Raw genomic sequence first — 18,189 nt, 5'->3', positions numbered from 1 at the left:
TGGTGTCAGGCTCACGCCCATCCGTCATTTGCGATCAGCGCCTTCAGGCGGTCCTGATCGTATTCCGTTTCCAGGCGGGTTGCTTCGGCCTCGGCAATCTCAGCAGCCTCGCCCTCGGCAGCGAAAGGCTCGGCCTTGCGCCACTCGGCAAGATAGGCGTCCGCGTCCTTGGCGTTCACCTTCATGGCCGCGCGGTCAATGGCCTGCTCGAACCGCTCTTCGAGCTGCCGTTTGGCGCCGCGGCGGCCTTTGCCAACGATGACCTGCGCGGGGATATCGCGCCAGTATACGATCGTAACGTCGGGCATGCCTTGCTTTCCTCCTAGCCTGGATAGACCACGTTCTAGTGCGGTGGCGCGCCGCAAGTTGGTCGATTTTCGACAACACGATGGGATTGAGCGACGTTTTGCTGCCGCGACACTAGCTTTGTACACCTGCGAATGCCACAGCGGCTTGGTGCCAAAATATTCATGTGGATTATGAGTTTTCCGGGAAGCGGCGGAAATTGCTTCACTTCTGCCTCCGGGGCGCTTGCGCCGCCGCATCTGCGCACCTATTGTCACAGTTAACACGATAATCGGAGGGCGTGAATCATGGCGCCCAGGCGCTCGAAAGGTGCGGGCGCGTTTCCCAAGGCGGTTGAGACCCCTGCACCGGCCCGTCCCGATCCTGATGCGCTGTATGCGGCGCTGGATCTGGGTACAAATAGCTGCCGCATGCTGATCGCCCAGCCCAAGGGCAGCGGCATTCATGTGGTCGACAGTTTCTCCAAGTCGGTGCAACTCGGCGCCGGGCTGGAGCGGACCGGACGGCTGTCGCGGTCCTCGATGGCGCGCACCATTCAGGCGCTGCGGATCTGCCAGCAGAAACTCAAGCGCAACAAGGTCAAGCGGATGCGGCTGGTGGCGACCGAAGCCTGCCGCAGGGCCAAAAACGCGCGCGACTTCATCCGCCAGGTGAAACGGGAAACCGGGCTGACACTGGAAATCATCCAGCCGGAGGAAGAGGCGCGGCTGGCAGTGATCTCCTGCGCGCCGCTGGTCTCCACCAAGACCGAGCAGCTGCTGGTGGTCGATATCGGCGGCGGCTCCACCGAACTGGTGTGGATCGACGTCTCCTCGGTGCCGCGGCGCGACCGCCCGTCCGCCATCATGCGGCTGCACAACGGGTTCCACCCGACCGAAAGCCCCTTCCCCGCCGCCAAGGTAGTGGACTGGATCTCGGTGCCGCTGGGGGTTGCCACGCTGCGCGACCAGTTCAACGATGTGGAGGACGACGCCGCGCGCTTTGCCCTAATGAGCTGGTTCTTCGAGGAGAACCTCGCCGATTTCGCCCCCTACAAGGACGAACAGGCGCGCGAGGGCTTTCAGATTGTCGGCACCTCCGGCACGGTCACCACCGTGGCCGCGTCGCATCTGGGGCTGAAGCGCTACGACCGCACCAAGGTCGATGGCCTGCGGATGACCAGCGATCAGATTGACAAAGTGATCCGCGGTTATCTAGAACTCGGCCCTCAGGGCCGCCGCCGCGACCCCCGCATCGGCGAGGACCGGCAGGCGCTGATCATGTCCGGCTCCGCCATTCTGCAGGCACTGTTGCGCTGCTGGCCCACCGACCGGCTGTCGGTCGCGGACCGCGGCCTGCGCGAAGGCCTGCTTTATGCGCAGATGAGCGCGGATGGCGTTCTGGAAGACGGCCCCTATTAACTGGGGCCTGTAGTATTGGATTTTTCCGGGCCGGAGGTGTCGAAACTCCGGGCACCCGGCGCAAATGGTGGCAGTCATGGCAAAGACACCGACAGGAAAGAACACATCCGGCCGCGGGCAGCGCGATCTGAAGGTGAACGTGAAAACGGCGCGCGGGCGCAAGCTCAGCTCGACCCGCTGGCTGCAGCGGCAGCTGAACGACCCCTATGTCAAACGCGCCCAGGCCGAAGGCTACCGCGGCCGCGCGGCCTTCAAGATCATGGAGCTGGACGACAAGTTCCGCTTCCTGGTGAACGGCGCCCGGGTTGTCGACCTGGGCTGCGCACCGGGCGGCTGGGCGCAGGTTGCGGTGAAGCGGATCAATTCCCTGGGCGAGAAGCCGGGTAAGGCCGTCGGCCGCATCATCGGTGTCGACCTGCAGGAGGTCGAACCGCTGGCGGGGGCCGAATTCCACCAGCTCGACTTCATGGATGACGGCGCTGACGAGCAGGTCAAGGAATGGCTTGGCGGCAAGGCGGATGTGGTGATGTCGGACATGGCGGCGGCCAGCTCCGGCCACAAGCAGACCGACCATTTGCGGATCATCTCGCTGTGCGAAACCGCTGCCTACTTCGCCTTTGACGTGCTGGAAGAAGGCGGCACCTTTGTTGCCAAGGTTCTGGCCGGCGGTGCCGAGGGTGAGCTGCAGAAGCTTCTGAAGCAGAAGTTCACCAAGGTGATGAATATCAAGCCGCCCTCCTCGCGGTCGGACAGCTCTGAAAAGTTCGTGGTGGCAACCGGTTTTCGCGGCTGAGCCGGATCAGACCCGGCGGCTGTGCGGAACGGTCAGCGACCGCGCCGCCAGAGTGCGCAGCATGACGGCCTCCTCGCCTTCTTCTTCGGTCAGCCGGGACACCCGCAGCTTGCGGCTGGCATGGCCGGCCATCCCGCGCTGGCGCATCAATTCGAACAGGCGCATATGGCGAAGTTTGCTGTGCAATTTTGTCATGGTGGCCCCTTCTGGATCGTCTGCTTTCCAGCAGAACTAAGGGGCAATTGGGATCTCAGATGGGCGCAATTGTGGCAACGTTGCCTTATTGTTGAATAAACGGAAACAGTTGCACGTAAGCCGCAGCTGCTATGTCCGCCCCATGCCGTTGGCCATGTCGATCAGCGCACCGTTAAATTCCGCCCCCAGGATCAGGATGGCGGAATTCAGGTACAGAAATATCATCGCCGCCATGGCGCCGGCAAGACCGGCGTAGGTGGCGGAATATTGTGCAAATGAGCCCACATAAACCGCAAACCCGCTGCCGCAGGCCAGCCACAGAACAAGTGTCAGAACCGCCCCCGGCAGGATCCGCCGCAACCGGTGCACGCGGCCCGGCAGCAGGACGTGAAACGCCAGCACGGCTCCAACAGGCAAGGCCAGCGCCAGCAAACCTCTCAGCCCCTGTTCCCAGCCTTGCGGCACAGTGGCAAACGGCAGCAATTTCGTAATGTGGCGAACGTACAGCGGCATGATCACTTCGAAAACGGTGACCGCCAGAATGCCGGCCCCGCCCAGAATGACCAGCCCGATGCACAAAGCACGCGACCGCCAGAATGGCCGCGTGTCGGTGTCGTGATAGGCCTGCACCATGGCCGTCCGAACGGCATCGACCCCGTTTGAGGCAAAATAGAGGGCAAACAGGCCGCCCAGGGTGACAAGCTGCGTATTGGACTTTTCCAGAACAGATTGCAGCTCGCGCAGGATCGGGCGGGCCACCGCATCCGGCCAGACGCTGAACACCTGCTCTGTCATCGCTTCCATTGCAAATTCCTGCGACAGCAGCCCGGCCACCGTGCCCGCCAGTGCGACGGTAAACAGAACAAAGGGAAACAGCGCCAGCATCATCGACATGGCAATATGGCTGCTCATCACCCAGCCGTTTTTCCGGTTGAAACGGCGGGCGGCAGTCAGCAAAGCGGCTGGCCACATGGGGATTGGCGGCAGGATCGGCATAGCGGCAAGGTTCCACAACTGCAGGGAAAATGCCAGCGGCAATGCACCCCTGCTGCCAAACAGCCCTGCACGCGGCGGCGCCGGGTATGGCAGGCAGCTGCAATCGGCATTAGGTTGACTCTAAGGCAGTTTTTGGAGCCATCGATGTTCGGGATCGTTCTCAGCACCGCCGCCCTGGCCGCAACCTGGACGGCTGCCGGGCTTGCCGCGCTCAGCGCGGCCCGCACTGCGCGCACCCCGCAGGGGGCAATCGGCTGGGTGGTATTCCTGCTGGCAGCCCCCGTCCTCGCGCTGCCAGCTTATCTGATTTTTGGCCACCACCGGTTCAGAGGTTACTGGAAAGCCCGACGGGCGGCGGAACAGGCGGTAATCGCAAAACGCAATTACACCTCTGCCCAATCCGAAGATGTGCCGGCGCTGAGCGTCAAAACCGCCCCTTTTGAAGCCATTGCAGGTCTGCAGGTTTGCCGCGGTAACGGCATGGAGCTGCTAATTAACGGTTCAGAAACATTCAATTCTATCTTCGAAGCCATTGAAAACGCGCAAGAGTACGTCCTTGTACAATATTACATTCTGCACGCTGACGATCTGGGAGCACAGTTGCAATCCCGGCTGATTGCGGCAGCAGAGCGCGGCGTGACCGTCTGGTTCATGACCGACAGCATCGGCAGCCGGAAGCTCCCCCGCGAGTACAAGCGCGCGCTGGAAGCTGCGGGTGTCAACATGATCGACCCTGCTGTCCAAAGAGGCCCCTGGCACCGTCTGCGCATTAATTTCCGCAATCACAGGAAAACCGTCATTGCAGACGGCCGCGTCGGGTTTACTGGCGGCCTGAACGTCGGTGATGAGTACATGGGGCTGGACCCGGGGTTCGGCCCTTGGCGGGACACGCATGTGAGGCTGTCCGGCCCTGTTGTCCAGCAGCTTCAGCTGTCGTTTGCCGAAGACTGGCATTGGCGCACCCAGGAACCGATCCTGGATCTGCTGAACTGGGAGCCTGAGGCCTCGCCCCAGGATCGCCCTGCCCTGATTGCCTCCACCGGACCGGGCGACACTATCGGCAACGGGTCCATGCTCTACTTTTCTGCAATCACCGCGGCCCAGTCCAGGATCTGGATTGCATCCCCCTACCTCGTGCCCGACCAGGACGTTTTTGCTGCCCTGAAACACGCAGGCTTGCGCGGTGTCGATGTCAGGATACTGCTGCCAGAGACAATCGACCATTACCTGCCCTGGCTGGCTGGTTTCGCATTCTTTGATGAATTAAGGGCGGCCGGCGTGCATATCTTGCGCTACCAGGGCGGCTTTATGCATCAGAAGTGTTTTGTGGTCGATGACACGATTGGCGGTGTCGGCACCTTAAACTTGGACAACCGCTCTTTCCGGCTCAACTTCGAAACCATGGCTCTGTTTTTTGACCAGGCGACGGCATCGGCCATTGCGGACATGCTGGCCGAGGATTTCAGGCGTTCGACAGAACTTTCCGCCAGCCTTGAGCAGCAGACCATTGCAATCCGTCTGCTGGCCCCGGCGGCGCGGCTGCTGGCGCCCGTGCTTTAACTGCTGCTGCCAGAACGCTGGCCGTTAAAGGAAAACAGGCGCCCCATCGCGCTGACGAGAAACGCGGTGCTGATCCCGAAACCGAACAGGCCGGTCACCGCAGCGAAAGCGGCGAATATCCGCAGCGCTGGTCCCAAAACGACATCGCCGTAGCCAAGCGTGGTATAGGTCACCAGCGAGAAATAAACCGAGGTGTTCCAGTCCTCGATCGCGCCGACCAGCACAAATGCCGAGGACCAGATCCAGACCTGCGCGGTGTGGCTGCCAAGGATTATGAAAATTGCCACTACAAGGATCAGGCCAAGCTGCCAGGGCCTGTAGGGTTTTGCAAACTTGCAGGACAACCTGTTCAGCACTGAGGCGCACCAGACCAGGATCGAGATTTCTAGGATCAGGCAGGCGCTGAGATAAATTGACCCCCACAGCAGCTGGTTCCACAGCGTCATGCCGGACCTCCCGTTCTGATCGTGCTCTGGCAACCCATAGCTGCACCTTGGCACCGCTGTCTGCAATACGAAAATTGCCGCGTTCCGTCTTGCCGCAGGTCCGTTGCTGCGCCGGTACCGGGCTGGACATCCCCGGGTCTTGGGTATTGAGTGCCCTTGCAGCACGTGCAATCCAAGCGCCCGGAAAGTTGCCGACAATGGTTCTGACGATCCGCAATGTGACCAAGTCCTACCCCGGCCAGCAGGCGGAAACGACCGTGCTGCGCGGGGTGTCAATGGACCTGGCAGCAGGCAGCAGCCTGGCGCTGACTGGCGACAGCGGCTCCGGCAAGAGCACCCTGCTGCATCTGGCTGGGGCCTTGGACCACTTCGACAGCGGCGAAATCGAGATTGACGGAACCCGCCTCTCAGACCTTGGGGACCGCCAGCGGGCAGCGCTGAGGCGGCACAAGGTTTCCCTTGTTTTCCAGCAGTTTAATTTAATCCCTTCACTTGATGTCCGGAAAAATATCGCGCTGCACGCCCGGCTGGGAAACAGATGGGACGAGGACTGGGGGCAGCATCTGGCCAGCCAACTGGGCCTCTCCGGCCTGCTGGAACACTACCCCGAGCAGCTGTCCGGCGGGCAGCAGCAGCGCGTGGCGATCGCGCGGGCACTGGCCCTGCGGCCCAAGCTGCTGCTGGCGGATGAGCCTACCGGCAACCTGGATGAAACGGCCAGCGCCAGGGTGATGGAGCTGATGCTGGAACTGGTGCGGGAAAGCAGCGCGGCGCTGTTCCTGGTGACCCACTCATCCGCCATAGCGCAAATGCTGGACCGGCGCCTGCATCTGCAAAACGGCTTGGCTGCATGACAGGCGCTGCGCTGCTGGCCATCCTGTCGCACTGGCGGCGGCACCCGCTGCAGCTGGCAACTCTGATCCTGGGTATCGCGCTGGCGACCGGCCTGTGGTCGGCGGTGCAGGCGATCAACACTGAAGCCCGCGCAAGTTATGCCCGGGCGGCGGAACAGCTTGGCACCGCAGGGGCGGATCGGCTGATTCCAGAGACGGGAATGATCCCGCTTGGCCAGTATGCGGCATTGCGCCGGGCAGGATGGCAGCTCGCGCCGGTGCTGGAAGGCACTGTCAGGTTCGAGCGGCAAAGCTTTGATATCATGGGGGTTGACCTGCTGCAGCACCCGCTGGCAGCCGCGCTGTCCGAAGCCGCAGAGCATGACGGTGTTCCGCCCCTGGATGCGCTGCTGCCGCCCGGACGGCTCTTTGCGCATCCTGAAACGGCGGTTCTGCTGCAGGCCTCCCAGACTGTGCACCCGGTGACTGCTTTGGCGGATCTGCCGCGCGGCGTGGCCGTGGCCGACATCAGTCTCGCCAGTACACTGCTGCGGCGGCCGGACAGCCTAAGCTACCTGCTGGTGCTGCCGGACCAGCGCCCCGGGTTGTCACCGCTCAAGGAACTGGCACCGGAGCTGAGGCTTGCAGCGGCCCGGTCAGCCGCCTCCGACACCGCGCGGCTTACCGACAGTTTTCACCTGAACCTCACGGCTTTCGGCCTGCTGGCCTTTGCCGTCGGCCTGTTCATTGTCCAGGGCACCATTGCGCTCAGCATTGAACAGCGCCGCGGAATGATCCGAACACTGCGGAGCCTTGGGGTGCCAATGCAGCTGCTGACAGGCCTCTTTGCTGCGGAACTGGCCGTTGTCGCGCTGGCCGCCGGTGCAGCGGGGCTTGCAGGCGGCTTTGTCGTTGCGGCAGCCTTGCTGCCGGACGTCAGCGCCACCCTGGCCGGGCTTTACGGAGCACCGGTGGATGGCGGCCTGTCGCTGCGTCCCGGCTGGGCAATATCCGGACTGGCAATGGCGCTGGGCGGTACTTTCCTGGCAGGGTCGCAGGCGCTTATTGCGCTGTGGCGGATGCCGCTGCTGGCTGCCCCTGCCACTCGTGCCCGGGGTCAGCAAGCCAGCCGGTCGCATATTGCCGGAGCGGTGTCCGGTGCCCTTCTGATCGCGGGCGGCTTCCTGGTGCTGAATATTTTTCAAGGGCTTATTGCAGGTTTCGCATTCCTGGGCGCATTAATGCTGGGGGCCGCGCTGCTGCTGCCGATGCTGATATCAGCCGGGCTACGCTTCGGGGCGCGGCTGGCCAAAAGGCCCTTTGCCGAGTGGCTCTGGGCCGATACACGCGCACAGCTTCCAGGCATGTCGCTTGCCCTGATGGCCCTGCTGCTGGCGCTGGCGGCGAATGTCGGGGTTGGCACCATGGTCTCCAGTTTCCGCCTGACTTTCACCGGCTGGCTGGATCAGCGGTTGTTCGCGGAGGTATATGTCACCGCCAGCAGCGATGACCAAGGCGCCGCATTGGCAGAATGGTTTGATGCAAAGGGCATCACAGCCCTTCCGCGCCGCTATAGCGACACCCGGTATCAGGGCGCACCCTTGCGGATCTACGGGGTAACGGATGATCCGGCCTTCCGGCAGAACTGGCCGCTGCTGGACGCGCTGCCGGATGCCTGGGATCAGGTTGCGGGTGGTCGGGCCGTTATGGTCAATGAGCAACTAGCCCGCCGCTACGGAATAGCCCCAGGCTCTCTCCTGCAGCTTGAACCCGGATGGGATTTGACCGTCGCAGGGATCTATTCCGACTATGGCAACCCAAACGGCCAGGTGATGGTTTCCCTGCCTTCGCTTCTGGCCCGCGCCCCGGGCATTCCAAACCGTCACTTCGGAGTACGGGTGGCCCCTGAGCAGATTTCAATTCTTATCAGAGACATCAGGGAACAATTTGATCTCCCGCGTGAAAACATTACCGATCAGGCCACAGCAAAGGCGCGCTCGCTTGCCGTGTTCGAAAGAACCTTTGTCGTCACCGCGGCGCTGAACCTGTTGACGCTTGGTGTTGCAGGGTTTGCCCTGCTGACCAGCCTGCTTACCCTGTGGAACCAGCGCCTGCCGCAGCTTGCGCCGGTCTGGGCGATGGGGCTGACCCGCCGCCAGCTCGCCCGGACCGAAATCCTGCGCAGCTTGCTGCTGGCGGCGGTTACCGCGGTTCTGGCGCTGCCGCTGGGCCTTGTCCTGGCCTGGGCATTGTTGTCGGTAATCAATGTGGAGGCCTTTGGCTGGAAGCTGCCCATGTATCTGTTTCCCCTAGACTGGCTGCGGCTGTTCCTGCTGGCGCTGCTGGCCGCGGTTATTGCCGCCGCGCTGCCTGCCCGGCGGCTCAGCCGGATCGACCCGGCAGAACTGCTCAAGGTGTTTGCCAATGAACGCTAAGTTTTTCCTTTGGGCCGCCGCCGCAGGCTGGGCCACCACCGCACAGCCACAGAGCTACGCCGGGCTGGGAACCGAAGCGGAGGGGTTCGCCATTCCGCAGCCCGGCACCCAGCTGTCCTTTCCTGCGGACCATGGCCCGCATCCAGATTTCCGCATTGAATGGTGGTACTTGACCGCCAACCTTGAAGGACCCGACGATGCAGATTACGGCATCCAGTGGACGCTGTTTCGCTCCGCTCTGGCGCCTGGCGAGGCGGACGGCTGGCAAAGCCCGCAAATCTGGATGGCTCATGCGGCTGCGACCAGCCAGGACCAGCACCTGTTTGCAGAGCGCATAGCCCGCGGCGGGGTTGGTCAGGCTGGGGTCCGGGCGGCTCCGTTTGAGGCTTGGATTGATGACTGGCAGATGCTCTCCACTGGAGAGTCTCTTGAAAACATATCACTTTCCGCCGCAGGCAACGGCTTTTCATACGACCTCAACCTCACCGCAGATGGCCCGCTGGTGCTGCATGGGGACGCCGGATATTCGGTGAAATCCGCCAGCGGCCAGGCGAGCCATTATTACTCCCAGCCGCATTATCAGATCTCTGGCACGCTTGAGCTGCAGCAGGGACCGGTAAAAGTCACCGGCCGCGGCTGGCTGGACCGGGAATGGTCCAGCCAGCCTTTGGCGGAGGATCAAAGCGGCTGGGACTGGTTCTCTCTCAGCTTTGACAGCGGCGGCAAGCTGATGGGGTTCGTGCTGCGCGGCGAATCCGGTGATTTTACTTCCGGAACCTGGATATCCCCTGACGGCACGGCGGAGCCATTGGCACCGGGGGCCTTTCAGGCTGCCCCCCTGGAATACAGCGATGTTGAGGGCCGCAAGATACCGACGCGCTGGCAAACCAGTCTGCCCGAAAAGGGGGTTTCCGTTGAGGTTCAGGCGCTTAACCCGCAAAGCTGGATGGGCACCTCGTTCTCTTATTGGGAGGGGCCGGTCACGGTAACCGGCAGCCACAGCGGCACAGGATACCTTGAGATGACCGGATATGAATAAGGGCGCCCGAAGGCGCCCTTATTTTCTTCAGCGGACCACGAAGACCGAACAGTCAGAGTGGCGGATCACCCGGGCCGCGTTTGGTCCCAGCAGGTAATCCTTCAGGTCCGGTTTGTGCGCCCCGATCACGATCAGGCCGCTGCCAGCGGTTTCGGCAACCTTCAGGATCTCCTGATAGGCGGTACCGGTTGCAACCAGGTGGCGGACCTTGGCATTGCGGTCCTTGCCCAGAACTTGGGCACACAGATCGCTCAGACGCTGGGTGGCGTCCTTGACCGCCTTTTCGTGGTGATGCTCCTCGAAGAAGCCGGACACCCAGCTTTCGCCGAAATCCGGCAGGACATTGACGACATCCAGCTGTGCCCCGTCCAGTTCGGCCAGCCGCCCAGCCTGGGACAGGACCATTTCGTCCAGGTTCTGATCGTTCAGCTCCAGAGCGCAAAGAACGGGTTTGCTCATGCTGTTACTCCTTCTTCTTCACGCGCGCGCCCGCGCTGCATCAGGGCAACCAGCGCCACCAGCAGAAGCGCCGGCAGGAACATCAGCTCCTTCGGCAACTGGCTGGCGGGTGCTTGGATAGCAATGATCTGCACCGGCGCGTCGGCGTAGAAATCAAAGCTCTCAAGATTGGGGGCTGCCGGGGTGCCGAACATCGGCTCTTCCAGCTTCACCGCGCCATCTTCCTCCAGCAGCAGCAGGCCGTAGGCATCCACCGCCGCCTGCCCGTCCGTGCCATCGGCGGTTATGATCATCGTGGTGCTCTTGATCTCAGAAGTGTCGAAATCCGGGCCTTCCACGGTGATCCGCAGCTCTGAGCCAGGTTCCGCATCGTCCAGCGCCTGCGCCAGCTGGGCCGGCGGGACCTGGGCAAAGGGAGGCATCACCCGGTCCATGAAGAAGTCCGGCCTAAACAACGCAAAGGCTGCAAAGACCAGCAGGACGCTTTCATAGATGCGGCTGCGGCTCACGAAATACCCCATGGTGCCGGCGGTAAAGACCAGGATGGCAATGGTGGCTGAGATGGCAACGATGATGCCCTGTATCCAGTTCACGTCGATCAGCAGCAAATCGGTGTTGAAAATGAACACAAACGGCAGGGCCACGGTCCGCAAGCTGTAGAAGAAGGCGGTGAAGCCAGTGCGGATTGCATCCCCGCCCGACACCGCCGCCGCCGCAAAGCTGGCAAGCCCCACGGGCGGCGTCACATCGGCCATGATCCCGAAGTAGAACACAAACAGGTGCACGGCGATCAGCGGCACGATGAGACCGGACTGCGCGCCCAGTTCCACCACCACACCGGCCATCAGCGAGCTGACAACGATGTAGTTGGCGGTGGTCGGCAGCCCCATGCCCAGCACCAGCGACAGCAGGCCGACACAAGCAAGTACAAAGACAAGCGTTGTTCCGGTCATGTCCGCAGCCCGTTCAGCAATCGTACCCTCAAAGCTCGTGATTCCGACAAAATCGGTCACCGGGCTGATTGCGTGAACACCAATTGCGGAAAGATAGGTCAGACCATAAGCCATATTCTCGACAAGATCCGCCATCACTTGGCCAATTCCGGTGAGCGTAACCGTGCCAACAATCACCCCGGCCGTGGCAGTGGCCAGTGCAATGCCGATCATATTACGCGCACCGTCGATCAAACCGGTCCACAGATCCTGCACTCCTTCCACAAAGGCGTTGGCCATATTGCTTTGCCCGCGGAAAATAGACTTAAGCGGCTTCTGAGTCAGCAGGATCACAAACAGCAGCGCAGTCGCCCAGAACGCCGACAGGCCTGGAGACTTCTGTTCAATCATGAGGAAGTAGACCAACACCAAAATCGGCAGAAGGTAGTGCAAACCTGCCTTGTAGATCTTGGTTACATCCGGCAGCTCCACATCTTTTGCATTAGGGTCGTCTGGCTCCAAATCGGGGATTTGCGCTGCCAGTGCTACCATGGCGACATAGATAAGCATAATCACCGCGAACATGACCAATCCAGCTGCGCTCGGCACCCATGCATAAGCCAAATCCACCGGGAATTGCGATCCATAACACAGTCCCGCAAACACAGCGAAGAAGCTGAACATGCCCAGTACCGTGCGTGCCAAATGCACTTCGCGGTTGCCCAGCGTCGGCATGTTCCGCTTCACGGCCTCCAGATGCACGATATAGACCAGCGCGATGTAGGAAATCGCAGCCGGCAGGAAGGCATGGGTGATCACCTCGACGTAAGAGATGCCCACGTATTCCACCATCAGGAAGGCTGCAGCGCCCATAACTGGCGGCATGATCTGGCCGTTCACGGAGGACGCGACCTCGACCGAGCCTGCCTGCTCAGAGGTAAAGCCCACCCGCTTCATCAGCGGGATCGTGAAGGTGCCGGTGGTGACCACGTTGGCGATGGACGAGCCGGAAATCAGGCCGGTTGCGGCAGACCCGACAACAGCCGCTTTGGCCGGGCCGCCGCGCAGGTGGCCAAGCGCGCCAAATGCCATCTTGATGAAGTAGTTGCCCGCACCTGCCTTATCCAGCAGCGCACCGAACAGCACAAAGAGGAAGACGAATTTGGTGGAGACACCCAAGGCAATGCCAAACACGCCTTCGGAGGTGATCCACATATGGCTCATCGCCTTTTTCAGGCTGGCGCCCTTCCAGCGGATGACTTCCGGGACGTACTCGGAAGATCCGAAGAACACGTAGAGCAGGAAAATCGTCGCGATGATCGCCATCGCCGGACCGAGCGCACGGCGGGCGGCTTCGAACAGCAGGATCAGGCCAGCGAGGGCAAACCACTTGTCCATGTCGTCGGCAAGGCCGCCGGAATCAACGATCTTCTGATAGAAAATATAGCCGTACATCGCGATCGCAGTGCCGGCCAACGCGAAAATCCAGTCTTGCACCGGGATGTAATTCCGCGGGCTGGACTTCAGCGCGGGATAGGCCGCGTAAGCCAGGAAAATGGCAAAGGCCAAATGGATTTGGCGCGAGTTGTTCACCACGCTGCCAGGCAGCAGCAAGTTGGCCACCGGCGAGGCCAGGATGACTTGGAACACGGACCAGATGACGGCGACGATCGCCAGGAACAGCCCCACGCTTCCCACCGGGTTGCGGGCGCCGGCGTCGGAGGACGCGACCAGTTCCTGAAGCTCTTCTTCGCTAAGCGGCCGATTTCCCTGAGCATCGGATGTCATGGATAATCTCCCCTGCGGCCGCCGTTTCTTCGGGGCCGGAATAGTCATGCCCGGGCCTTTGGCCTCAGGCGAAAACGGGGCGCCTGATGCGCCCCGTTCCTATTGTCTGGCGGATTATTCGATCCAGCCTTTTTCTTTGTAGTACTTTTCTGCGCCCGGATGCAGCGGTGCCGACAGGCCGTCCGCGATCATCTCTTCCGGCTTCAGGTTGGCAAAGGCCGGGTGCAGTTTCTGGAAGGCCTCGAAGTTTTCAAAGACCGAGCTGACCACCGCGTACACAGCATCTTCGGACACGTCGGCAGAGGTCACGAAGGTCGCGCCGACGCCAAAGGTGTTGGTGTCGTTGTCGGACCCGCGGTACATGCCGCCAGGAATGGTCGCGGTGCGGTAGAAGGAGTTGTCTGCAACCAGTTTCTCAACCGCTTCGCCGTCCACAGTCACCAGGACCGAGTCACAGGCGGTGGTGGCTTCCTGGATGGAGCCGGACGGGTGGCCAACGGTATAGATCATCGCGTCGATCTGGTTGTCGCACAGCGCTGCGGACTGCTCCGCCGCCTTCAGCTCAGTCGCCAGGGCGAAATCTTCCATGCCCCAGCCCTTGGCTTCCATCAGCACTTCCATGGTGCCGCGCTGGCCGGAACCAGGGTTGCCGATGTTGACGCGCTTGCCTTTAAGGTCATCAAAGGTGGAGATACCTGCATCCGCACGGGCAACAACGGTGAAGGGTTCCGGGTGCACCGAGAACACGGCACGCAGACCTTCGAACGGGCCTGCTTCCTCGAACTTGGAGGAACCGTTGTAGGCATGGTACTGCCAGTCGGACTGGGCCACGCCGAACTGCAGCTCACCTTCGCGGATGGTGTTGATGTTGTAGACCGAGCCGCCGGTGGACTCGACGGCGCATTTGAAGCCGTGTTCCTTACGGCCCTTGTTCACCAGACGGCAAATGGCGCCGCCGGTCGGGTAATAAACGCCGGTCACGCCGCCGGTGCCGATGGTGATGTATTCCTGAGCAAATGCTGCGGGTGCCCCAAAGGACGCCGCCACCAATGCACCGATAGCCAGCTTGGTGTGTTTCATGATCAAGTCTCTCCCACTTGTCTTATGATTTGCAGCCCTGCTTGAACGGCTGTCCAACTGGTGTCCGGATTTCGTCCCGGTGAGGGAAACTGGCCTGCCAATCAGGGTGCGTGCCGAAATTTTTTGCACGCGCAGAAGGGTTTCACTGCCACCTGTCCAAGTCAAGGGTGCTATTTATTGCCGCACCCATTTTGCCCGCCTTTTTCGTGCTGCTGACGACAGTTAGCCATTTTTCCCCGTAAAACCTCCGGCTTCTTCACCCGCTGGGCCGCAAAGTTTTTTCTTGCAAGGAAAATCACCTTGTACGCGATTCCACCTGCCCGGTGCCGGCTAGGGGCACCCGGGACCGGAGGTACAGTTCCCAAAGCGTCTTCTGCAAACTTGCCCGCTTGTAAAACAGAATGGTGACAGACGCTGAAAACGCCGCTATCAAGCGTCACACAAAAAAAATACGCGGCACGGTCATTTGGGACCGAAGCCGCATCAGAATTGACAGGGAGCTTGCAGCGATGCTGCTTAGCCAAGTGATATTTGACAACCCGTCCCTGACGGATTTCTGGGCTTTGGAGCGGTGCGTCTCCGCCGAGGCCCGCAAAATGCCGAAAGGCGCCAGCGCGCCGTTGACTTGCGATGTGGAGCCGGAGTTCCGAAGCACGCCGCGGAAGTGGGAGCTGATCCTGGCGACTGCCCATGAACGCGGTCTTCGCGCGCGTCTGGGCTGACACCGCGCGCCGCGCCGAATTCCCAGCCATGGATTGAAACACCCCGCCAGCCGGCCGGCTGGCGGGGCAAACTGTTTTAGTCTGCCGGGCTTGCCGCAGGCGCTCCTTTCACCCGCTCCCGCAGGCCTTGCATCATCGCATAAAGCACCGGCACGACAATCACGCCGACGACGGTGGCCGCCAGCATGCCGCCGAAGACCGCGATACCAATGGCGCGCTGGCTGGCAGCCCCCGCACCGGAGGCGATCATCAGCGGCACCACACCCAGCAGGAAGGACAGTGCCGTCATCATCACCGCGCGGAAACGCTGTTTGGCAGCTTCCTGCGCGGCTTCCCTGATGGTCAGGCCCGCGGCCCGCTGCTCCATCGCGAATTCAACGATCAGGATGGCGTTCTTTGACGCTAGGCCGATCAGCATGATCATCCCGATCTGGGTATAAAGGTTGATGTCATTGCCGGCGATTGCCACCGCTGCCACGGCCCCGAACAGCGCGACAATGACTGACAGCAGAATTGCCACCGGCATCGTCCAGCTTTCATACTGCGCCACCAGGAACAGGTAGCCGAACAGAACCGCCATCGCCAGAATGACGGTGACCATCCCTGCTGAATCCAGCTGCTGCTGCGCGGTGCCGGTCCATTCAAACGCATAGCCCGGCGGCAACGCGGTCGCGGCTTCCTCCTGCATCACCCGGATCGCGTCGCCAGTGGACAGGCCAGGCGCCGGAACCGCGGTCACCGTGGCGGAGCGGAAGATGTTGTGGCGTTTCAGAAGCACCGGCCCCAGCACATTCTCGACGTCGATAAGCGTGGACAGCGGCACCATCTCCCCGGATTGCGCCCGCACGTACAGGCCGCCGATGTCCTCGATCTTGTCGCGGTAGGACCCCTCCGCCTGCAGCATCACCTTGTAGACGCGGCCGAATAGGTTGAAGTCGTTGACATAGTACGATCCCAGATGCGCCTGCATGGTCTGGAACACCTCGGCAATCGGCACGTTCAGCGTCTTGGCCTTCTCGCGGTCCAGATCGACAAACACCTGCGGAACGTTGGCCCGGAAGGTGGTGTAGGACTGGGCGATCTCGGGCCGCTGATTGGCAGAATAGACCAGCGAGCCGACAGACTGCGCCAGATCCTGCGGGGTGCCGCCAGCGGTCTGCTGCACCGCCATTTCAACACCGGCCGACATGCCCAGACCGGAGATCGGCGGCGGGTTGAAGGCAACAATGCTGGCCGCGGCCTCGCCGTTGGCGATGCCGTAGATCTGGCCAAGGATGGCATCGGGTTGCAGCGCTTTTTCCTGCCGGTCATCCCAAGGCGCCAGGTTGGCAATGATCATCGCCCCATTGGCACTGGAGCCGTTCAGCAAGCTGAAGCCGTTCACCAGAACAGTGCCCTTGACCCCGGGGATCTGGCGGATCTGCTCGTCGATCCGGCTGGTCACCGTCTCGGTCCGCCCCAGCGCCGCGGCATCGGGCAGCTGAACATCCACAAACAGATAGCCGTTGTCTTCCAGCGGCAGGAAGCCCTTGGATGTCGAATTGAAGACCAATCCGGTGCCGAAGGCCACGGCGGCAATGATCGCAAGCCCGATCACCGGCAGCCGCAGCAAACGGGTCACGATGCTCAGGTAGCCGCCGCGCACACCGCCGATCATGTTCTCGAACATCGCCAGCAGCCCCTTAGGCGGGCCGGACCGCGGTTTGAGAACAATGCCGCAGAGAGCAGGCGACAGCGTCAGCGCGTTTACCGACGAAATGACCACGGCGACAGAAATCGTCACCGCAAACTGCGAGTAAAGCCTGCCGGTGATTCCCGGCATGAAGGTAACCGGCACAAACACCGCCAGCAGCACCAGCGTGGTGGCAATCACCGGGCCGGTGATCTGGCCCATTGCCTTGCGGGTTGCCTCAGGCGGAGACAGCCCCTCCTCGGCAATGATGCGCTCGACGTTTTCGACCACCACGATGGCGTCATCCACCACGATGCCGATCGCCAGCACCAGTGCAAACAGCGAGATGGTGTTGAGCGACATGCCAAGCGCCAGCAGGAAGGCAAATGTGCCGATCAGCGAAACCGGAATCGCCACCGCAGGAATGATCGTGGCACGGAACGACCCCAGAAAGATGAACACGACCGAGATCACCAGCACGAAGGTCATCATCAGCGTGGTGATCACGTCGTTCAGCGACTGTTCGACAAAATCCGTGGTATTGAACGGCACCGAATAGGCGACATCCTCGGGGAAGTCCTCCGAAAGCCGGTCAAGCTCTGCCAAAACGGCCTCCGATACTGCCAGCGCGTTGGCGCCAGGAGCCTGGTAGATGGCCAGAATGGTCGCCGGCACGCCGTCGAAATAGCCGGACGCGCTGTAGTTGGAAGCGCCCAGTTCGACCCTTCCAATATCGGCAAGGCGCACAGTGCTGCCGCCCTCGCCGGTGCGGATCACGATGTCTTCGAACTCGCTGACCTCGGTCAGGCGACCCTTCGATTTGATCGTGTACTGAAACACCTGGTCACTTGGCACCGGGGGTGCACCCACCTGCCCGGCTGACACTTCAATATTCTGTTCCTTCACCGCATTGATGACGTCACCAGGCGAAATCCCCAGTCCCGCCATCTTGTTCGGGTCCAGCCAGACCCGCATGGCGTATTCGAAATTGGTCAGAATATCCGCCTTGCCGACGCCGCTGACCCGCGCCAGCGCATCCTTGATGTTGATGGCGGCATAGTTCGACAGGAACACGCTGTCATAGGACCCGTTGGGCGAAGTCAGCGCCGTCACCAGCAGCATGTTGGAAGAGCTTTTCTGGGTGACAACGCCATTGGCATTGACCTCGGAAGGAAGGGCTGCGGTTGCCTGTGCCACCCGGTTCTGCACGTTGACCGAGGCGATATCCGGATCAGTTCCGACCTCAAAGGTCACCGCCAAAGAATAGCTGCCGTTGTCGGCGGACGTGGAGGACATGTAGAGCATTCCGTCCACGCCGTTGACTTGCGCTTCGATTGGTGCGGCGACGCTCTTTTCAACGGTTTCCGCATTGGCGCCGGTGTATGTGGCGGTGACATTCACCACCGGCGGCGTGATTTCCGGGAACTGCGCCACCGGCAGCGCGAAATAGCCGATGACACCCATAACCGTCAGCACCAGGGAAATGACGATCGCGAATTTCGGCCTTGAAATGAATGTGGAGGAAAACATCGC

At 61.5% G+C, this 18,189-nt stretch carries 15 protein-coding genes; 7 read left to right on the top strand and 8 right to left on the bottom strand.

Features of this window, described 5'->3' with window-relative positions; all coding sequences use genetic code 11:
• Positions 1-11: 11 nt before the first annotated feature.
• Positions 12-308 (bottom strand): virulence factor, encoded by a 297-nt coding sequence (locus tag KUW17_RS02905; protein WP_222475782.1) that lies wholly within the window; start codon positions 306-308, stop codon positions 12-14.
• A gap of 285 nt (positions 309-593) precedes the next feature.
• Between KUW17_RS02905 and KUW17_RS02900 the strand changes: the two genes are divergently transcribed.
• Together KUW17_RS02900 and KUW17_RS02895 are read left to right on the top strand one after the other, a co-directional pair.
• Positions 594-1,706 (top strand): Ppx/GppA phosphatase family protein, encoded by a 1,113-nt coding sequence (locus KUW17_RS02900; protein ID WP_222475781.1) that lies wholly within the window; start codon positions 594-596, stop codon positions 1,704-1,706.
• A 76-nt stretch (positions 1,707-1,782) separates the two neighbouring features.
• Complete coding sequence (locus tag KUW17_RS02895) at positions 1,783-2,499, top strand: RlmE family RNA methyltransferase (RefSeq protein WP_222475780.1); 717 nt, start codon at positions 1,783-1,785, stop codon at positions 2,497-2,499.
• A 6-nt stretch (positions 2,500-2,505) separates the two neighbouring features.
• Here the strand turns inward: KUW17_RS02895 and KUW17_RS02890 are convergent, their stop codons facing one another.
• Both KUW17_RS02890 and KUW17_RS02885 read right to left on the bottom strand, forming a co-directional pair.
• Positions 2,506-2,694: a hypothetical protein gene (locus KUW17_RS02890; RefSeq protein ID WP_222475779.1), complete on the bottom strand. Its 189-nt coding sequence runs from the start codon at positions 2,692-2,694 to the stop codon at positions 2,506-2,508.
• A 129-nt stretch (positions 2,695-2,823) separates the two neighbouring features.
• Entirely contained in the window at positions 2,824-3,690 is an 867-nt protein-coding gene (locus KUW17_RS02885) for a YihY/virulence factor BrkB family protein (protein WP_222475777.1), read from the bottom strand.
• 144 nt (positions 3,691-3,834) lie between these two features.
• Between KUW17_RS02885 and cls the strand changes: the two genes are divergently transcribed.
• The gene (cls, locus tag KUW17_RS02880) at positions 3,835-5,250 is read left to right on the top strand and encodes a cardiolipin synthase (RefSeq protein WP_222476296.1); all 1,416 of its coding nucleotides are present in this window, start codon (positions 3,835-3,837) and stop codon (positions 5,248-5,250) included.
• On the opposite strand, the gene KUW17_RS02875 is transcribed toward cls, so the two are convergent.
• Positions 5,247-5,696, bottom strand: a complete 450-nt coding sequence (locus tag KUW17_RS02875) for a potassium channel family protein (protein WP_222475776.1) — start codon at positions 5,694-5,696, stop codon at positions 5,247-5,249. The two genes, cls and KUW17_RS02875, sit on opposite strands and share 4 nt — an antisense overlap.
• 197 nt (positions 5,697-5,893) lie before the next feature.
• On the opposite strand from KUW17_RS02875, the gene KUW17_RS02870 reads away from it, so the two are divergent.
• The 3 genes from KUW17_RS02870 to KUW17_RS02860 are packed head-to-tail and all read left to right on the top strand — an operon-like array spanning position 5,894 to position 10,003.
• Positions 5,894-6,550, top strand: a complete 657-nt coding sequence (locus tag KUW17_RS02870) for an ABC transporter ATP-binding protein (protein ID WP_222475774.1) — start codon at positions 5,894-5,896, stop codon at positions 6,548-6,550.
• The gene (locus tag KUW17_RS02865; RefSeq protein ID WP_222475772.1) at positions 6,547-8,964 is read left to right on the top strand and encodes an ABC transporter permease; all 2,418 of its coding nucleotides are present in this window, start codon (positions 6,547-6,549) and stop codon (positions 8,962-8,964) included. The genes KUW17_RS02870 and KUW17_RS02865 overlap by 4 nt, the downstream gene beginning before the upstream one ends.
• Positions 8,954-10,003, top strand: coding sequence for a lipocalin-like domain-containing protein (locus tag KUW17_RS02860; protein ID WP_222475771.1), 1,050 nt, complete (start codon positions 8,954-8,956; stop codon positions 10,001-10,003). Before KUW17_RS02865 ends, KUW17_RS02860 begins: the two co-directional genes overlap by 11 nt.
• A gap of 27 nt (positions 10,004-10,030) precedes the next feature.
• Here KUW17_RS02860 and KUW17_RS02855 read toward each other — a convergent pair whose 3' ends face one another.
• The 3 genes from KUW17_RS02855 to KUW17_RS02845 form a co-directional block, all read right to left on the bottom strand.
• Positions 10,031-10,462, bottom strand: coding sequence for a universal stress protein (locus KUW17_RS02855; protein ID WP_222475769.1), 432 nt, complete (start codon positions 10,460-10,462; stop codon positions 10,031-10,033).
• Entirely contained in the window at positions 10,459-13,182 is a 2,724-nt protein-coding gene (locus KUW17_RS02850) for a TRAP transporter permease (RefSeq protein WP_222475767.1), read from the bottom strand. Before KUW17_RS02850 ends, KUW17_RS02855 begins: the two co-directional genes overlap by 4 nt.
• 114 nt (positions 13,183-13,296) lie before the next feature.
• Positions 13,297-14,262, bottom strand: coding sequence for a TAXI family TRAP transporter solute-binding subunit (locus KUW17_RS02845; RefSeq protein ID WP_222475765.1), 966 nt, complete (start codon positions 14,260-14,262; stop codon positions 13,297-13,299).
• A 401-nt stretch (positions 14,263-14,663) separates the two neighbouring features.
• On the opposite strand from KUW17_RS02845, the gene KUW17_RS02840 reads away from it, so the two are divergent.
• Complete coding sequence (locus KUW17_RS02840) at positions 14,664-14,984, top strand: hypothetical protein (protein ID WP_261396950.1); 321 nt, start codon at positions 14,664-14,666, stop codon at positions 14,982-14,984.
• A 76-nt stretch (positions 14,985-15,060) separates the two neighbouring features.
• Here KUW17_RS02840 and KUW17_RS02835 read toward each other — a convergent pair whose 3' ends face one another.
• Positions 15,061-18,186, bottom strand: coding sequence for an efflux RND transporter permease subunit (locus KUW17_RS02835; RefSeq protein ID WP_222475764.1), 3,126 nt, complete (start codon positions 18,184-18,186; stop codon positions 15,061-15,063).
• Positions 18,187-18,189 lie beyond the last annotated feature (3 nt).

This window comes from Leisingera aquaemixtae (assembly GCF_019801145.1).
Classification (GTDB): domain Bacteria; phylum Pseudomonadota; class Alphaproteobacteria; order Rhodobacterales; family Rhodobacteraceae; genus Leisingera; species Leisingera aquaemixtae_A.
The sequence above is the reverse complement of the archived record's forward strand: the minus strand, read 5'-3'. Positions and strand labels throughout refer to the sequence as shown.